19 protein-coding genes are annotated in these 18,312 nt (G+C 35.9%); 7 read left to right on the forward strand and 12 right to left on the reverse strand.

The window, feature by feature from the left end:
• Window positions 1-177 precede the first annotated feature (177 nt).
• The 4 genes from MOO47_RS02975 to MOO47_RS02990 all read right to left on the reverse strand — a co-directional run bounded on the left by MOO47_RS02975 (window position 178) and on the right by MOO47_RS02990 (window position 3,364).
• Complete coding sequence (locus MOO47_RS02975) at window positions 178-1,050, reverse strand: T3SS effector HopA1 family protein (protein WP_249513315.1); 873 nt, start codon at window positions 1,048-1,050, stop codon at window positions 178-180.
• Window positions 1,051-1,069: 19 nt separating this feature from the next.
• Window positions 1,070-2,029 carry a phosphotransferase gene (locus MOO47_RS02980; protein WP_249513316.1) on the reverse strand — a complete coding sequence of 320 codons (960 nt, stop codon included), beginning with the start codon at window positions 2,027-2,029 and terminating at the stop codon, window positions 1,070-1,072.
• 11 nt (window positions 2,030-2,040) lie between these two features.
• Window positions 2,041-3,093 (reverse strand): serine hydrolase, encoded by a 1,053-nt coding sequence (locus MOO47_RS02985; RefSeq protein ID WP_249513317.1) that lies wholly within the window; start codon window positions 3,091-3,093, stop codon window positions 2,041-2,043.
• Between the two features lie 106 nt (window positions 3,094-3,199).
• Window positions 3,200-3,364: a signal protein gene (locus MOO47_RS02990; protein ID WP_249513318.1), complete on the reverse strand. Its 165-nt coding sequence runs from the start codon at window positions 3,362-3,364 to the stop codon at window positions 3,200-3,202.
• A gap of 298 nt (window positions 3,365-3,662) precedes the next feature.
• On the opposite strand from MOO47_RS02990, the gene MOO47_RS02995 reads away from it, so the two are divergent.
• The gene (locus MOO47_RS02995) at window positions 3,663-4,142 is read left to right on the forward strand and encodes a TetR/AcrR family transcriptional regulator C-terminal domain-containing protein (RefSeq protein WP_249513319.1); all 480 of its coding nucleotides are present in this window, start codon (window positions 3,663-3,665) and stop codon (window positions 4,140-4,142) included.
• A 355-nt stretch (window positions 4,143-4,497) separates the two neighbouring features.
• On the opposite strand, the gene MOO47_RS03000 is transcribed toward MOO47_RS02995, so the two are convergent.
• The 7 genes from MOO47_RS03000 to MOO47_RS03030 all read right to left on the reverse strand — a co-directional run bounded on the left by MOO47_RS03000 (window position 4,498) and on the right by MOO47_RS03030 (window position 13,078).
• Window positions 4,498-6,348 (reverse strand): cation:proton antiporter domain-containing protein, encoded by a 1,851-nt coding sequence (locus MOO47_RS03000; protein ID WP_249513320.1) that lies wholly within the window; start codon window positions 6,346-6,348, stop codon window positions 4,498-4,500.
• 330 nt (window positions 6,349-6,678) lie between these two features.
• Window positions 6,679-7,788, reverse strand: a complete 1,110-nt coding sequence (gene menC, locus MOO47_RS03005; RefSeq protein WP_249513321.1) for an o-succinylbenzoate synthase — start codon at window positions 7,786-7,788, stop codon at window positions 6,679-6,681.
• Complete coding sequence (gene menH, locus MOO47_RS03010) at window positions 7,788-8,588, reverse strand: 2-succinyl-6-hydroxy-2,4-cyclohexadiene-1-carboxylate synthase (protein ID WP_249513322.1); 801 nt, start codon at window positions 8,586-8,588, stop codon at window positions 7,788-7,790. The genes menC and menH overlap by 1 nt, the downstream gene beginning before the upstream one ends.
• A complete protein-coding gene (menD, locus tag MOO47_RS03015) occupies window positions 8,578-10,314 on the reverse strand; it encodes a 2-succinyl-5-enolpyruvyl-6-hydroxy-3-cyclohexene-1-carboxylic-acid synthase (RefSeq protein WP_249513323.1) in 1,737 nt (578 codons plus the stop codon). The genes menH and menD overlap by 11 nt, the downstream gene beginning before the upstream one ends.
• 7 nt (window positions 10,315-10,321) lie before the next feature.
• Window positions 10,322-11,599 carry an isochorismate synthase gene (locus MOO47_RS03020; RefSeq protein WP_249513324.1) on the reverse strand — a complete coding sequence of 426 codons (1,278 nt, stop codon included), beginning with the start codon at window positions 11,597-11,599 and terminating at the stop codon, window positions 10,322-10,324.
• Between the two features lie 78 nt (window positions 11,600-11,677).
• The gene (locus MOO47_RS03025; protein ID WP_249513325.1) at window positions 11,678-12,361 is read right to left on the reverse strand and encodes a C40 family peptidase; all 684 of its coding nucleotides are present in this window, start codon (window positions 12,359-12,361) and stop codon (window positions 11,678-11,680) included.
• A gap of 165 nt (window positions 12,362-12,526) precedes the next feature.
• On the reverse strand, window positions 12,527-13,078 hold the full coding sequence (locus MOO47_RS03030; protein ID WP_249513528.1) for a guanylate kinase: 552 nt from the start codon (window positions 13,076-13,078) through the stop codon (window positions 12,527-12,529).
• 77 nt (window positions 13,079-13,155) lie between these two features.
• Here MOO47_RS03030 and MOO47_RS03035 point away from each other — a divergent pair, with 77 nt between their 5' ends.
• Window positions 13,156-13,368, forward strand: a complete 213-nt coding sequence (locus tag MOO47_RS03035; protein WP_249513326.1) for a DUF2187 domain-containing protein — start codon at window positions 13,156-13,158, stop codon at window positions 13,366-13,368.
• 54 nt (window positions 13,369-13,422) lie between these two features.
• Here the strand turns inward: MOO47_RS03035 and MOO47_RS03040 are convergent, their stop codons facing one another.
• Entirely contained in the window at window positions 13,423-14,043 is a 621-nt protein-coding gene (locus MOO47_RS03040) for an LVIS_2131 family protein (RefSeq protein WP_249513327.1), read from the reverse strand.
• 260 nt (window positions 14,044-14,303) lie between these two features.
• Between MOO47_RS03040 and nrdH the strand changes: the two genes are divergently transcribed.
• From nrdH to MOO47_RS07755, 5 genes are all read left to right on the forward strand, one after another.
• The gene (gene nrdH / locus MOO47_RS03045; RefSeq protein WP_249513328.1) at window positions 14,304-14,537 is read left to right on the forward strand and encodes a glutaredoxin-like protein NrdH; all 234 of its coding nucleotides are present in this window, start codon (window positions 14,304-14,306) and stop codon (window positions 14,535-14,537) included.
• Window positions 14,537-14,914: a class Ib ribonucleoside-diphosphate reductase assembly flavoprotein NrdI gene (nrdI, locus tag MOO47_RS03050; protein ID WP_249513529.1), complete on the forward strand. Its 378-nt coding sequence runs from the start codon at window positions 14,537-14,539 to the stop codon at window positions 14,912-14,914. Before nrdH ends, nrdI begins: the two co-directional genes overlap by 1 nt.
• Window positions 14,895-17,069, forward strand: coding sequence for a class 1b ribonucleoside-diphosphate reductase subunit alpha (nrdE, locus tag MOO47_RS03055; protein WP_249513329.1), 2,175 nt, complete (start codon window positions 14,895-14,897; stop codon window positions 17,067-17,069). The genes nrdI and nrdE overlap by 20 nt, the downstream gene beginning before the upstream one ends.
• 18 nt (window positions 17,070-17,087) lie before the next feature.
• Complete coding sequence (gene nrdF, locus MOO47_RS03060; protein WP_249513330.1) at window positions 17,088-18,062, forward strand: class 1b ribonucleoside-diphosphate reductase subunit beta; 975 nt, start codon at window positions 17,088-17,090, stop codon at window positions 18,060-18,062.
• A 112-nt stretch (window positions 18,063-18,174) separates the two neighbouring features.
• A complete protein-coding gene (locus MOO47_RS07755; protein WP_396022061.1) occupies window positions 18,175-18,285 on the forward strand; it encodes a winged helix-turn-helix transcriptional regulator in 111 nt (36 codons plus the stop codon).
• Window positions 18,286-18,312: the final 27 nt, after the last annotated feature.

Below are 18,312 nucleotides of genomic sequence, written 5' to 3' on the forward strand. Positions count from 1 at the left end.
CCGTCTTAATTCCAAATAATAAAAAACATACTCCACCAAGTGGTATAGAAATAAAACAAACTATAAACCATCCCCATTTCGGTAGCCATCTAACTTCTCTAGAGTTTATAATTTTATATATACAAAATATAAAATAAATAATAAATAAAATAGCTACTGGAACTATGACTTTTATATTCATACAATCCCTTCTATCCAATTTTTAGCAATATTTTGAAGATTAATATTGGCAAGCTTAAATCTTTGTGCGAGTAAATCATTAAAATTAATACCCGTAGTAAAAGAATCTCTAATGGCTAGTGCAATTAATTCAGTACGCTGTTCTCCTAAACTCTGTCTAATACCCTTTTTATCTACTGGTTGTTCTCCATAAGTTAAAGTATTGCTAATGGGCATAGTAAAGGGTGAACCATGTATACCTTTTGAAGAAATTGGAATATCTTCAACCATAGAAATTAATACTTTTTCAACAATTTTAGAATCTTTATTACTATAAAAAACAATCGCATCATTTCTAGGATAACTATTTCTTTGAGATAACAATTTAGTAGAAAAACTAACGTTTAGGCTCAATAGTGTGTCAATACTTTTTGTCCATATTCTTATTGCATCTTCGGGATTATCTACTCCTATATAATGCCTATATTTTCCAATTTCATTGGTTGCAATAAACATAAAAAATCCTGGTGTCAAATGAGGTCGTTTGGAAGGCAATTCCACAGATCTATTTTTAATATTAGATTCAACCCTTACACCATTAACCTCCGCAAATTCCCTATCATGAAATTTTATAGAACGTACAGGTGTACTAATATTAATATTTGGTAAAATGGAATCTATTGTTTTTTCTAAATCATTATTTTCAGCATAATTGTTATTCAGAAGTTTAGGATTTCCAGCATGCAAAACACAATATAACCATTGGGAAAGTTCTTTTCTCGGTCTACTCATAACACCGTTGTAAATTTCTCCATCAATATTAACCTCATCAATATCAGAATAAATAGAAATCATGTTTGACAACTCAGAAATTGAAGTACTTTTATCCATTATTAACCTCCATTTTCAATTATTTAAATAAATTATTTATAGTTTCCGGATAAACAATTGCTTGTCGGCCAACACCAGCAATTGCCTTATCAACCTCAGATAGCCTAAAAGTAAATTTAGATCTACTAATTACACGTTCAATCACAAACCAACCAATGTCAATAGCTAAATTTTCTAAATCAATAGCTCTATTAGTGTAAGAAGAATATGAATCTATAGATTTTATTAACAGAGGTTTTATTTCACTTAAATTATTTTTTCCTCTTTCCATAAAAGAATAATCAATTTCTTTATCTGTGTTAGCATCACTGCTAGAAGTAGAAAAAGTTTTTAACAACGAACTGAATAATATAGAACCTATAAATCCTGCTAAATCTAGCCATACATCACCAACATTAAATTCTTCTAGATCAATAATATAAAGATTACCTTTGTTATCCACAAGAAACTGGTCTAAACGTAAATCACCATGGTGATACCCCTGTTGCACATTTTTAGATCTACAACTTAAAGCTTTTATAAGTTTACTATCATGTTGAATTATAGAAAATAATTCTAATTCTGCTCCAGTACTATGTGAATATTCCTCTACAGTCAATGCTATTAAAGGAGAATGAACTGGGTCCACTGATATATTATTTTTGTTCTGTAGCGGTAAATTATTAATCTGAGATATAATAAACATTGCATCATTAATATACTTTGAAAAATAATCGACGTCTTCGTTCAAAAGATCTTCCAAATTAATAGAATTATCAATCCACTTATGCATTACTGAAAAATCAGATTTATCATAAGATATTAACTTAGGAGAATTAATATTTAAACCATCATTAAGAAATTCATCAAACTTAATTATATTATTGATTCTTCTAAACTTATCTTTTTGAGTTCCAACTAATATTTTTTTAATCACTTTGATTCCATCCACTGTTTGCTCTAAGGTAGAATCATTACGACCATACATAACTTTACCCATTTTTCCTCCTATTATATTATATTTAACAAATTTAATATTTTTCGGGCGCATTCATAGATATATATTTCTTCAATTAACATAAAATCATTGTTTTTATTGATTGCAAAAGAAAAAATAATTGGTTTCACTTGCGAAATCGTTGACCAAACAGCAGATAAAACCCCTGGTGAAGATCCACCTTTATAAAGCATCTTTGTAGAAGGTATATCATGCCAAGGTATCCACTTTTGCTTAGTAACAAATGATGTTATCTTACATACCTCATTTGTAGTAAGAAAATAATCCTTACCTTTATTCCAGACTATATGTTTACTATGATCATTCATTTTAAAATATTGATTATCTCTATTTATATTCCACGCAGTAGAATATAAGTTTTTTGATTTTTTAACATAATAATTATTAACACCGACATATTTATAAAAATCACTAAAATTATGGTTACTTGTAATATTTATAAGGATATCCATAGCTGTATTGTCTGAAGCAAGTAACATACGCGACAACAATTCTTTAACAGATATTCTTTCACCAATATTTGTTTCACATAATCCCACGCTTAACAAACTAATATCAGTATCTTCTATTGTATATATCGTATTTAAAGTAATATCATCAAGTTGAAGTAAATAAAATACTTTTGCTGCAACCAACATTTTTATTACTGATGAAACCGCCATCTTTTCATCAGAATTAACATTACCGACAGGCAAATTATTTTTTAAAATTGACATGGCAACAGTATAATTTCCAACTTGTTTGATTGCTTTATTAAAGTCAGAAAAGCTCTCAATAGAAGGAATAATGGGCTCAAGCAACAATTTGTCCATAAAATCAAAATTATCATCAAAAATTATAATTATTTTAATAGTAATTTTTGAGAAATTTCCTATTATTTCATTAAAAGACATAATCTTATATTCACCATTGCTACGCCTTAAACTAGTTATAATATCTATTAGTTTATGTTTATCGGAATAGGTTATGTTAGGTGAAATAATGCTATATATTTGATCAACATTTAACGATTGACTAGATAATATTTTTAGCAACTTTTTTTGCACATTAATCGACAAATTAGCACACTTCCCTAAATATGGTTTATATATAAAGATAAGTTCTCAATATATGAAGGTTTATATATTGAGAACTTATCCTAGTGTAGTTCAATTAAAAACTCCAAGAGAAGGTCCAAGATACAGATGCTGAGTAAGTTACACTCAAACTAATTGAAGTACCAACGTTACCTAATTGACTCTCTTCCACTGCGCTTTGTTGAACCCGTGCAGGCGAAGTATAATTTGTATAGCCATTTAGTAATTCATCTTTTTTCATTTAATCTTCCTCCTAACTTATCAATTTAATACAACATGTTGTATATGCTAATTTCAATAGTATTAAAATTAACGGTTTTATTATATTACCGCCAAATATAATTTGTATAGTGTTATAAATTTACGTTCGTCAATGTAATCTTAATTATGTCCATCTAAAAGTTATGGTTTTTTTTAAAAAAAATTATATAATTTTACAATAGAGGTGATATATTGTGATATTTTCCAATTACGATAAGCGTATTTTTTTGGCATTTTGTGAAGTAGCTAAAAATTCTAATTCATTTACTGATATTACGATGAATAAAATAGCAACTAAACTACAGATATCTAGACAAGCCCTATATCAAAGTCATTTCCATAACATTAATGAATTGCTAAATGTATTACATTTTTATATTGATCAAGATATTAAAAAAAGCATAAAAAAAATTATAAGCAATAATACTTATAATTCTTCTGAATTTGTAGTTCAACTATCACAAAAAATTGTTCCTATGCTCTATGAAAAAAGATTATTTTTATATATTTTATATTGTAAAGAAGCTGATCCATCTTGGATATCTTTTATAGAAAAACAATACAGCTCCATTTTAGAACCAATATTACGCCAAAAGCAAATTCATAAAAATATACAAATTTCCACTTCAATGCAGTCAAAAGTAATAATACATCAATTTTTAGGAATAATTTCCGCTTGGATGAGTACGGATTCTCCTGAATGTCCTGAATCATTTGCACCTAAATTTGAATATTTGTTAAGACATTCTATTATATAAATAAAGGAATAATAATTAATTCCAACCAATCGTTTAACAAATATAAATAATAAGAATTAATTTACATTCCGACACCACTGCCTTGTAATACCTGCAATTTGCCACTGTTTTATTGTTAATAACAATCTATCGCCGGTAGATACGCTATAAATTGATAATGGCGATAAGCCTAAACAAGTTGCAAAAATAGTGTAAAAACACCAACTGGATCATCTATAAGGCACAAAACCCTTTTTTAAACGCTGATATTTTGGATTTTACTGCTATTCATATTAATTTTATAATCTGCAACACAAAAAAAGCACTTAAATTAAGTGCTTAACTTTTAGTAAATTTGCGTCCCAATAGACTATCTTTATTTCGGATTACTTAAAGTGGTATGCAATTCAGAAATTTTGTCCCAGGGTCCAGTTAAAATCAGATGATCATGTAACTGCATAATTGTTTCACCATGCGGAATCAGTGACTTTCTTTGCCGAATAATCCTACTGATAGTAACATCCTTAGGCAGTTGCGAAATTTGAGTTCCTGCAAAATTAGGATTCAAAATCTCAAATTCAAAGATTTGCGAATGAACCGAGGTAATTAACGGTAAAATCCGTGGTGATTCAATTGCAGACCGTAAAACACCTACGCCCACATCAAACGTGTTGAAGTATTCAATATCGGCTTGTTCTAATTTTTGGGTCATTTGACTAGTTTCTTCAAGATCAGGATTATCCAAACGAACTAAAACACGCTCGACACCATACTTTTTGGCGGCTAAAGCTAATTCATAATTAGTTTGGGAAAAAATATGCGCGATCACTAAAATGTCAGTATCAAATACTCCCTCTTCAATCAAAGTCTTTTCATCCAAGTTACGAACTCCAGTTACCGGCGCAGTAGAATGAAAAGTTTCATAACTTTCTTGATGAGTAGTATAAAGCGAAACGTCATACCATTCTGATGGTAATTGTTGGCAAGCAGTTACGGACAAAGACGTTACACCAATGATATGAACATTAGTTTTATTAACTTGCTGTTCTTCAGGTTGATACAATTTTTTAAACATGAGCGGACCGAGTAAGCAAGTCAAGACAGCACCTATGATAAAAGCGCCCCCTTGTTCACTAGTTAAAGCATGAATATCCTGGGCAATTGCCACACCAGATATAACTAAAGTAATCGTCGTTTCAGCCAGCCAAGTACCCGCAATAGAATTTTTCTTCGAAAAGAGCAACTGTAAACCAAAGTAACTAGGTAATTTGGCGATTAAAAAGGCAACTAATAACAGGGGGATCAAAATTAAGGTAGTTTTGGAACTTAAAAGTGTGACAAGATTCAATTTGACACCAGTTAAAATAAAGAAAAATGGAATGAGCAAACCATAGCCAATCGCATTCAACTTCATTTCTGTACTCTTTTGTGGCTCAAGCAACTTAATCACAATACCAGCCAAGAATGCCCCTAAGATATTTTCGGCTCCAACTGACACTGCCATAACAACCAAAATGATAATAACCAAGAAAGCAAAACGCATATCCAGTTGTGTAGTCGATTTAGTAAATTTATTGAAATTTTTAAAAAAGTTGCGAAAACGTGTCAATAAGAAGGCTGCCGCTAAAAAGACAAGTGAAAGCAGCCACAAAGTGGCACCATTGCCACTTTTAATGGAGGAATAAATAGTCAACCCTAATAAGGGAATAATTTCGCCTAAAACACCGAACAATAACAGCGTTTGTCCATAAGTATTACCTAGCAGATTATTTTCCTTCAAAATACTAATCATGACGCCTAAAGATACCGTAGCAAACAAAATTGATGATAAAAAGACATCACTGAAAAGTCCGAAGACAGCAAATAAAATGCCCAACACAATAGAAGTTACTGCAGTCAAACCATACGCAATTATGGCAATCTTTAGTGGTGAATAGCGTGGCGCTTTTTGCGCTTTTTTAATTTCTAAAGTGGTGGTAGGTTCTGACCGTTTGAACAAAGAAAAATCAATTTCCATCCCGCTTAAAAACAACAGCATAATTGTTCCAAGCGTCGATAACGTGTCCAAAACCGAATTCATATGAATAATATTAAAGCCACTTTTACCAATAATTACACCGACAATGATTTCAGCGACTGTTGATGGAATCAGCGAAACTTTAAAGCGTGCCAAAAGCGTGGGTGTCAAAAAAGCCGCCAACGACACAATAACTAATGAAAGATCCATAAAAATCACCTGCTACATCTTAAAATTTTTTATTTGATAAAATTACTCATAAACGCTGACAATCTCAGATTTGAGCAATCACGAATCAGATTCATGAATTATTAAAATTAATTTATCCAAGATTTTCTTTTATTGTCTTATTTTAAACGTTGTTTTCATACAATAAAATACCAAATTAATTTTCCACAATGGCGCAAACGTTCATAAATCAGAAAAAATAACGATAATAGTCGCCACTTAAAAATATCTTTAATTAGTTCTATTAATATACTATAGATAAATCACAAAACAAAAAAGTTATTTACTCATGTAATTGAGCAAATAACTTTTTTAATCAACTTTCGGTTGTTGTGCCAACAATTTTAAGTACTCAGGATTAATTTGCATCCCAATGCCATCACCTTGTGGCACCTGTAACTGGCCATTTTTTAAATGCAAGGCGGACGTATAATCAGCGTAATAATAATGATCTGTCGCTGATAAATCAGCTGGGTAACTAAATTCGGTTAAACTTGCTAAAGCTAAATTAGCTGCCCGACCAATGCCACCTTCTAACATCCCACCACACCACAAAGGAAAGTGATACTGGCGATGTGCTTGAACAAGCTGCAAAGCAGGCGTCAAGCCGCCAATTGTTGCTAATTTCAAACTAATCACGCGACATTGCTGCAACTGGACCGCCATCACCGCATGATTCACACTATCAATCGGTTCATCAAAACAAATTTTTGTTTGTAGTTGCTGTTGCAAATTTTGGCTAGCAATTCCCTCTTGAACACTAAACGGATCTTCGATAAAACCCAGAGCTAAAGCATCAATTTGTGCTGCTAGATTAGTATCAGCTTGCATACTGCCATTGGCGTCAACAGTGACTAATGTCTGTAATTTTTGTAGCTGTAACTGCTGAATGCGTCGCAAATCTTGGTTGCCATTTACTTTTAATTTGATACGCTGATAACCGGCTTTTTGCGCTGCCTGGACTGCTGACAGCATCGCTGATGGCTCTTGCAAACCAATGCTAATCCCGACAGCTACTTCTTTGCGCCACGAGCTAGCAACACTTTGAGCCAATGCTTGTGCCAAAGGTTGCTGTTGCTCTTTAGCGTACAAATCCCAAATGGCCATATCTAGAGCAGATTTAGCAGGCTGATGATCACGAACTGCAGCCAACAAAGCATACAATTCACTAGGATGCTGAAATGATTGTTCTTTGACCAATGGCCACAAATAGTTTTCAAGGATGTCTTGAGCAATAGCTTGCGTATCAGCAGTATAAAAAGGCGTGGCAAACGCATCTAATTCGCCATATCCCCACAAACCTTGCTCATTTTGCACCGCCACTAACGTTAATGAGCGTTTTTGCACCACTTCATGGGCGGATACAAACGGTCGCTTTAATTGCAGGGTGATCGGCAATAATTTTAATGCGACTAACTTCATTAAATCGACTCCCTTAAAATGCGCACGTAAGCTGTCGGTTGTTCGGCATGAACATTGTGCCCCGCTGTTGGCACTTCCTTCCATTGATTATTGGGCAATAAACTGGCCATTTTCTGCGCCAAATTGTGAAATTTAGGATCTTTAGCACCAGTAATTAAAGTTGTTGGAATTGCTAAATTGGCTAATCGCGGCCATAAATTAGGCATTGAACCAGTTCCCATACCTAACAAACTAGCAGCTAAAGCTCTGGGATCTTGCGCTAAGCGCTGTTGGCGAATCTGTTGCTGAATTGCAGGATCCAAATTACGTTGGGATTTAAATAATGGCAATTGTTCCCACGCATCAACAAACTCCACTAACGGAGCTTGCAATAACTGTTGAGCCTGCTGTTGATCGTGTGCTCGCCGTTGAGCACGCTCTTTAGGATCAGCTATTCCCGCAGTACAACTTTCCAAAAATAAGTGCGCCAACATTTGAGGATACTGCAACGCAAAATATAGTGCCAAACGTCCACCCATAGAATAGCCAACTAAATTAATTGGTTGCGTTATTGATAATTGTAATAATAATTGTCGCAAATCTTCGGCTTGGACTGGCATAGTATAACATTCTGGTGCATCAACCGGCGTACTTTGCCCGTGTCCCAACAAGTCCACCGAAATTATGGTACCTGGCAGATGCGCAGCCACCGTGGCGAAATCTTGCTGACTGCCCATAAAACCATGCAACAAAAGCCAAGTTGGTTGACCTCGACCACTCACTTTTACATAATAATCAACTTGATTAACTTTAATTTTCATGCGTCAAATCCTGTACCCGCTTAGTTATTTCCTTAGCTAAAACTTGTTCACCTGAAACTAAATCTTCTCTGCTTGTGGGTATTTCAATAATACGTAATCCATCAGGCATTGTAGCCAGCGCTTTTTTAAGATTCTGAACTGTCGTAACTTTCATATAATCAGCTTGGTAAAGTTGTGCGATAGCAGCTATATCAATATTCAACGGTGTGCCAAAAACTTTTTCAAATTGCGTTTTTTCAGTAGCTTGTGGCAAGAAAGAAAAAATTCCCCCACCGTTATTATTTTGCACAATGATCGTCAAATTTAAGTTGTATTGCTTACCCATCATTAACCCAGTTAAATCATGAAAAAACGCCAAATCGCCGATATACAAATAAGCTGGTTGGTGCTGGCTAGCCATGGCTAAAGCAGTCGAATTAATTCCGTCAATCCCATTAGCCCCACGATTAGCAAAAATTTTCAGTGGTTGCTGTGGATTGAAATAGTCATCGATTTCACGAATCGGCATCGAATTGCTGACAAATAAGGCTGATTTGGCTGGTAAACATTGTGCCAATGTCCTTGCCACCAATGGCTCGTTTAATTGGACTCCACACAAGCCGTTAGTCAGCGTTGCTTGAATAACGGCGTCTAATTGTTGCCATTGCTGTATCCAGTCTGATGCTACTGGCTTAATGTCTAACTGCGGCAACACAGTTCTAGGCGTATGCGCGAGCGCTAAGGTAGTGCTTAAAGTGTGATCTAGCAAACTGCGGTTGGCATCTAAATAAATAATGGGTACATCACTTGTCGCTAACCACGAGGCTGTGGCTGCTGAAACCGGCGTTGCTCCGAAACGAAGAACTACTTCAGGACGATAACTGGCTGGCAAATTATCCCAATTTTTAAAAATCCAGTCGCCGCTTGTGATTGCTGAATCTACCCCTCGAATATTGCTCAATGGATCAGCCACCAATGGCCACTGCGCCTGTTGGGCAAAATCAACGATAGCTGCCACATCCGCTCGCTGGCAAACACTTGGCCCAGCCATCAATAACCCTTTTTTGCCATTTAACAACTGAAATAATTGCTGGATCACCTTTTCATCCGGTTGATTGGTATTAGGCGCAATCAACGGCTTGCACGCCAAATCTGAATCCGATACCGAATTTTTCGCCACTTGCGGTAATAAAGGTTTTCGTAATGGCAAGTTGAGATGCACCGGTCCACTAGGGAAATTCAACGCTTCATAAACACTTTTTTGTGCTATATAAGTAAAATAATTCCTTTCGACATCTGTCAAAGCAACTGCTGGAACAGGCAAACGATAAAAGCTTTTCACTTGCTGACCATACAAATAATCTTGTGCTAAAGTTTGTGGAGTACCAATTTCTTGCAACTCCGGCGGACGATCAGTTGTTAAAACAACCAAAGGAACGTTGCTAGATTGGGCTTCACAAATTGCTGGATAATAGTTAGCTGCAGCTGTGCCAGAAGTGCAGACTAATAAAACGGGTTGACCAGTAGTTTTCGCCAAACCTAACGCAAAAAAACCAGCTGAGCGCTCATCAATATTCACGTACAAATGCAAGCGCCCTTGATCTTCTAATTGTCCCAATAAAATCGCGATTGGCGTAGAACGTGATCCCGGTGATAAAACGACGTTTTGTACGCCTGCTACTAGAAAAGCTGTTAAAAAAGGGCGTAATTGTTTGGTTAAATATTCTTGTCCATTATTATTTGTCATGCTATTTTCAATCCTTCACATTAAAAGCCAGCAATAGCGACTTTAATTTATTACTCGTTTCTTGTAATTCACTGGTCGGATCAGAGTCAGCCACAATGCCTGCCCCTGCCCATAAAGTTAGTGTTTGCTCTTTCAACAAACCACTTCTAATATTAACTGCCCACTCGCCAGTTTGCGCTAAAGTTAAATATCCGATAGGCGCACCGAATAAGCCACGTCCTTGTAATTCTTCTTGGCAAATCAAAGTTAGTGCTGTTTGCTTAGGGTCACCCCCCAAGGCTGGTGTCGGGTGCAATTTTGCCAGAATTTGCAGCGGATCAAATCGACCATGAGCTTGAATAGGCGTAAACAAATGTTGCAAATTAGCCGTTGCCAAAATTTGAGGCTGCTTAGGATGTTGCACTTGCAAATTTAATTGCTGCAAAGCAGTTGTAATACCTTGCACAACTAATTGATGTTCGCCCAAATTTTTAGGATCCTGCAATAAAGCTTGCGCACGCTTGTGGTCAATCTTTGCATCATTAATTTTAGTCGTTGTGCCTGCTACTGCACCAGTCAAAACTTGCCCATTTGCAAATTTGACTAATCTTTCAGGAGTTGCACTAAGTAGCGCAGCATTTTTTGCTCGCAATAATATATGATAAGCATTGGGATGCTGCTTTTGCAACTGCAGCCAAATATTTTCTGGGCAATAAGAACCTAATTGTCCTTCTGCCGTTCGCGCTAACACTACTTTATTGACTTTTTGTTGCTGAATTTGTTGAACTATTTTTTCTACACTAGCCGCCCACTTTCGAGGCATAACTTCATGATAAGCAAATAACTCAGTCGCTGCTGTTTTCAAAGCAGATTGTTGTTTGATCTGGGTAAGCAAGTTTTCCAGATCAACAGTTTGCGCACTAACAACAATCAATTGCCACTTATTGGCATGATAACTTAGCAAAATTTTGGGAATAAAGATCAAGCCAGAACTTAATGCTCCCCAATTTTGCAAGCGAAGATCTTGCATATCAAATAAAAACCCGCCTACCACATGCACATCTTGCCATTGGCTAGCTCCTGTTAATTGCAATTGGGAACGCACTGTATCAAGCCATTGACTCACCGCGGCAAAAGTTATTTGCTCCGTCATCGGTTGCAAAGCAATTTGGCTGGCAAATAAACGCGTACTTTGATCCGGATTTTCCCAAGCCAAAACAGGACCATCTTGCTGCCTTAACCAATTTAAAATTTTGGTGACTGCCAAATCCTCCGTCAATACTAACTTTTGCACTTTCAGTTCCATAAATAACCCCTTAGATCAATAAAAAAGCCAGCATTAAGCAACGCTGACTTTATTGTTTATTACTTTATTGTTTAATTATTAATTTAAAACACGTACACCGAATGATGGGTAGAAGTAGCCGGAAATTGAACGCATGCCAACTGTTTGACCAGGAGCTGGTGCATCAATGTATTGGTTGTTACCAGCATATAAAGCCACATGATATGAAGAACCTTGTCCACCCCAGAATACTAAGTCGCCAGGTTGTAAGTCATTCAAAGAAATCTTTTGGCCAGCACTTTCTTGTGCTACTGTATAACCGCCAATATCCTTACCTAAAGCTTGTTTGAATACATAATTCATCAAACCAGAACAATCAAATGCATTTGGTCCTTTAGCACCCCAAGAATAAGGCTTGCCGTATTGAGCTTTAGCGGCATCAATTAATTTTTGAGCTTGAGCTGAACGGGAATTATCAACCATGTCTTTAACATAGGAAGCTTTAATCCAATCATTATTTCCTAGGTTATACCATTGACCATCATCACTGACACCAGCAACAGCCCAAGAACTACCATCTGGCACATATTGTCCCGTTAATGAAGCACCATCGTTAGGAGCTGTCCGTAAACCAATAGAAGAACCATAAACATCAACCGTTATGCCTTGACCAACGTTAGCAGCATGTGCCGTTGTTTCTGTGTTTTGCTGAGAAACCGTTGCTGCTGAAATACCGATGAAACTCGCTGCGACTAAACTAATTAAATGTTTTTTAGAAATCATTGATTATTCGTCCTCCGTTTGTTCATTCAAAATTATTTATTATTGATAAGTGTGAGCTATTTCGTGATGAAGCATTTTTAATAACTCGACAATGAGAATAGTACACTTGTTATGTTGCAAGAATGTTACAAACAAACAAACAAACAATTACAAAATCTATTTACTTTATTGCAAACGTTTAATTATTGCGTCTAATTGCCGTTGCAGCTGGTTCCAGTCATCATTCACCAATACTTGAGCAACATATTTTAAAGCTGCTGGAACTTGTAAATCCCGCTGAAACTCCACACTTCGCAAGCGCTGTTGAATCAGGTTACGTTGGTCACCTCGCGCATATAATCGTCGTTGCAAAACTGCAGGTGTCAACGTCAAAAATAAAACTACTGCTTGCTGTCCAAAATGTTGCACATAAGTTTTGGCTCCTTTGGTATCCAAAACTATACTAACCAAATCCGCTTTTTGCCACGCACGCTGGATGCCTTCAATCGACGAGCCGTAAAAATGGCCATCATAATTGACTTGCTCTAAATAGCTATTTAGCTGGAAACTAGCAGGCGTTTCAAAATAATAGTCTACGCCATCTTGCTCACCACTACGTTGTTGACGCGTGGTGTGCGTGATCACTGCAGGAATATCATATTTATTTGTCAAATAATGACTGACTGTAGTTTTGCCGGTGCCACTAGCACCAGTCAAAATAATAATCTTTTTCACTATACTTCTCCAAATTGATTGTAAAATTATTTATTATACATTATTATAATGAAAGCTTTGCCAAAGGAGTGAAGACTGAAGTGAAACTTAGTAGTATTAAGATCGGTGACCAACTTAGAGGACGTGTAACGGAAGATCTCGAATATCCTTTTGTAGGTACTGTCGAAAAAATTTACACTAATTCTGTTTTATTAGCGATTACGGATTACGACCAGCAAGATGCTGATAATGTTGCTGAATTAAACCAAAAAATTGTGGTCGCCGCCGATTCTCTTACCAAGGTTGGCAAATAAAATAGTATTTCCAATAAAAAGCGCCACTCTGACAACAAACAGAGTAGCGTTTTTTTATTTAACAATCTTTACAAATGTGTCTGAAGGAACGCGGATCAACGTATAATCAGTGGCAACACTGCCAGCATTAATCCCCAAACCATTACGCCAATTATTACGATAACGCGCCACCATTGTAATTACATAAGCTTTTTGATATTTTTTGTCATACTTTTTAGTATCTGGCCAAGGATAATTTTTAGCATTTAAAGTTGTTGGTTGCGTACTTTCTGAAATAGAAGCGTTGTTGCCCGGAACACTATATTTAGCACCTTCCGTCCAATATTTATAATATTGCACCATATCTTTATCTTTGGATTCCCGAGCTTGAACGTAAAAGCCTTGTGTTGCCTGCGTCTGCATCACCAATGGCTTAACTTCGTAGCTCAAGCGTATTTGATTAGTATCTTTAACGTCAACATGATCTAAAAAAGTAACATAAAACATACCTAAAACAACTGCCAAAGCCACTAAAAATTCCGCAATATCCAAGAAAACATTACCTAATGTCGGTTGTTCTTTTTGTGACATAATCCGCTTCAAATGCCGACGTCGAACATCCAAAATCAGCCCGATCACAATTAAAACTACCAATAGCCAAACTACAATACCCAGCCAATTCCAATTAAACGCCATCTTTGCTACACTCCGAATTCCCAATTAAGTCTTTATTTTTTTATATTATAACTTAATGCCTTGAATTGTGCTATCTGCATATAATTCTAATTTTACTTTACAATAAATCAGCCTAAAATGCTCAAATTGTAATTTATTGAGCATGCTTTTCCCGGTCTTGACCACACTATAAGGTATTGTGAATTTTAAATGATCACTATATGTTGTGTTTGCGAACATACGGTCTTATAATTAAAAATAATTATTAGGAGGGGATCTAAATGAAAGCAACTATTCAAGTTTTTACCAAAAATGGGTGTATCCAATGTAAAATGACTAAAAAATTTTTAGCACAAAATAATATCAATTTTGAAGAATATAACGTTAACGAACAACCTGAGTATGTTGATTTTTTGAAACAAAAGGGGTTTCAAAGTTTGCCAGTAGTTTTTGTGCCTTCTAAAGAGGCAATTGTCGGATTTCGGCCGGATCAATTGAAAGAACTGGTGTTGTGATGAACATTGCTTTTTACTCGGTCACGGGGCAAACTCAACGTTTTGTGCAAAAAACTGGTCTACCCGCCACTGAAATCGACGATGCTAATCCATTGATAGCCATGAATGCACCGTATATCTTAATTGTGCCATCGTATGACGACTATATGATGGATGCTGTAATTGATTTTCTCGGTTATCAAAACAATGCTCACTGGTTAAAAGGCGTTGCTGGCGGTGGCAACCGTAATTTTAATGATCTGTATATTCACACCGCTAAAGATATCGCTAGAGGTCTAGCAGTATCGGTTATTTTTGATTTTGAATTCAACGGTACACCGAGCGATGTTCAAAATTTCAAGAAAGCAGTGCAAGCAATTGAGTCTAAAATCCATTGATATCTCTAAAATTCATTATTTCAAATTAAATAACGAGTTAAATATTCCTGTCAACAACACAATTCCATTGCAACGCGACCAAGAAGCTTTAGCAGCTTTTTTCAAGGAAAATGTTATTCCCAATACCAAAATTGCCCCCGATATCATCCAGCATTTGTATGATTTGGTGCAAGCTGACTATCTGGAAGCAGATGTTTTACAACAATATAATGAAACATTTATCGCAAAGTTATATCAACAGTTGCAAGATCAACATTTTCAGTTCAAATCATTTATGGCAGCTTATAAATTTTATAATCAATATGCGTTAAAAACCAATGACGGTGCCTATTATTTAGAAAATTATGAAATTCGCATCTTATTAAACGCGCTATATTTTGGTAATGGTGATGAAAAACTGACCCAGCAACTAGCTTGGGAAATGATCCATCAACGCTATCAACCGGCAACGCCATCGTTTTTGAATGCTGGTCGCAAACATCGCGGTGAATTAGTATCTTGCTTTTTGTTGCAAGTTAGCGACGATATGAATTCCATTGGTCGTACTATTAATAGTGCTTTACAATTGTCACGCATCGGTGGTGGCGTTGGCATTACACTGTCTAATTTGCGCGAAGCTGGCGCGCCAATCAAAGGGATAAAGGGAGCTTCCAGTGGTGTTTTACCAGTTATGAAACTATTGGAAGATAGTTTTAGTTACAGCAATCAATTAGGACAACGCCAAGGTGCAGGAGCAGTTTATTTGAACGTCTTTCATCCAGATGTGCTTGATTTTTTGTCTGCCAAAAAAGAAAATGCTGATGAAAAAATCCGTGTGAAAACTTTATCTTTAGGACTAATTGTTCCGGATAAATATTATGAATTGGTTCGCCAAGACGCGATCATGTATTTATTCAGTCCATACGACGTAGAACGCGAGTATCAAAAGCCCTTCTCTTATGTAGATATTACGCAAGAATATGATAATTTAGTGCATAACTCACAAATCACCAAATATCCAATTCAAGCTCGCGATTTGGAGCTGGAAATCAGTCGTTTGCAACAAGAATCCGGTTATCCGTATATTTTGAATATTGACACTGTTAATCAAAGCAATCCGATTGCCGGTAAAATTATCATGAGCAATTTATGTTCAGAAATCCAACAAATTCAGGAACCTTCAATTTTAAATAATCAACAAGAATATCAAAAATTAGGCACTGATGTAAGCTGTAATCTGGGATCGACTAACATTCCTAATTTAATGCAAAGTCCTGATTTTGGAAAATCGGTTAGAGCAATGACTCGCGCACTTACTTTTGTCTCGGATCATTCCCACATTGATACTGTCCCAACTATCAAACATGGCAATGATTTAAGTCATGCAATTGGCTTGGGGGCGATGGGGTTGCACACTTTTTTAGCTACTCAACAAATTGAGTATGGCTCATCGGAAGCACTCGAATTTACTAGCGTTTACTTCATGCTTTTGAATTACTGGACCTTAGTTGAAAGTAATCAGATTGCCCGCGAACGCAAACAAACTTTCCACAACTTCAAACAATCTAAGTATGCTGATGGCAGTTATTTCACCAAATATACCCAGCAAAGTTTCGCACCAAAAAATCCCCGCGTGCAAGAGTTATTTAACAATATCTTTATTCCACAGCCTGCAGATTGGGAATTATTGCAGCACAAAGTCCAAGCTACCGGTTTGTATAATCAGAATCGGCTCGCAGTTGCTCCCACGGGTTCCATTTCTTATATCAATGACACTAGTGCCAGCCTGCAACCTATTACGTGGCTGGTCGAAGAGCGCCAAGAAAAAAAGAATGGCAAATTATATTTTCCGGCACCTAAGATGTCAAATGAAACTATTCCCTATTATAAATCGGCTTATGATACTGATATGCGCCGCGTTATTGACACCTATGCTGCCGCACAACAGCACGTTGACCAAGGCATGAGTTTAACTTTATTTTTACGATCTTCTATTCCAGAAAATATGTATGAATGGAAAACAGCAGATGAAGAAGGCAAACAAACTACCCGTGATTTAACAATTTTGCGTAATTATGCTTATTATAAAGGTATTAAATCATTATATTATGTACGTACCTTTACAGATGATGCTGATGAAGTTGGCGTTAATGAATGCGAAAGTTGTTCAATTTAAAGAAAAGGATCGGATGAAATGGCAGAGACTTACTATAAAGCAATTAATTGGAATCAAGTTGAAGATCAAATTGATAAGGCTACATGGGAAAAACTCACTGAACAATTTTGGCTAGATACTCGCATCCCATTATCTAACGATCGCGATGATTGGCGTAGTTTAAGTGCACAAGAGCATACCCTAGTGAGCCACGTTTTTGGTGGTTTGACCTTATTAGATACGTTGCAATCCCAAGATGGTGCTGACGTTTTGCGCGATGACGCTCGCAACCCCAAGGAAGTCGCAGTCTTCAATAATATTCAATTTATGGAATCCGTTCACGCCAAAAGTTATTCTTCTATTTTTAGTACGCTCAATACAACCGAAGAAATTAATGAGATTTTTGACTGGGTCGATCATAATCCATATTTACAGAAAAAAGCCCAAATCGTTAATGAAATCTATCAATCACACAAACCTTTGGAAAAGAAGGTTGCTTCAGTCTTTTTGGAAACTTTTCTATTCTATTCTGGTTTCTATACACCACTTTATTACCTGGGAAATAACAAATTAACTAATGTTGCTGAAATAATTAAATTGATTATTCGCGATGAATCGGTCCATGGAACTTATATCGGCTATAAGTTTCAGCTTGGTTTTAAAGAACTTTCTGCTGACCAACAAGCAAAATTCCAAGATTGGATGTATGATTTACTTTATCAACTCTATAATAATGAAGAAAAATATACGACTGAATTATATGAAGAAATCGGTTGGGCTGAAGATGTAAATCGCTTCTTGCGTTACAATGCTAATAAAGCGCTCATGAACTTGGGGCAATCCCCGTTATTTGCAGATGGTATCGCTGAAAATGTTAATCCCATTGTGATGAATGGTATTTCTACTGAAACCAATAATCATGACTTCTTCTCGCAAGTCGGCAATGGTTATTTATTAGGTAAAGTTGCTTCAATGAAAAATAGCGATTATGACATCGGGCGCGATAATAACTAAAAAAGCTCCATTTCTATATTGCATTGAAATGGAGCTTTTTAATTTACATAAGATAAAATCATATTGATAAATAGCAAACATATCTTCAGATTAATGCAAAGAAAATATAATCATTAAAACAAGTTCCTTATCTCAACAAAGTACATATAATTTGACTGAAAAAGGGAAGAGTTTGAAGTGTATATTTACAGATATGAACATTTGGGCTGACAAATATGCTTAAATTTGAGCAAAAAAAGACCGAGTTGTC

Source organism: Bombilactobacillus thymidiniphilus (assembly GCF_023380245.1).
In the GTDB taxonomy this organism is placed as follows: Bacteria; Bacillota; Bacilli; order Lactobacillales; family Lactobacillaceae; genus Bombilactobacillus; species Bombilactobacillus thymidiniphilus.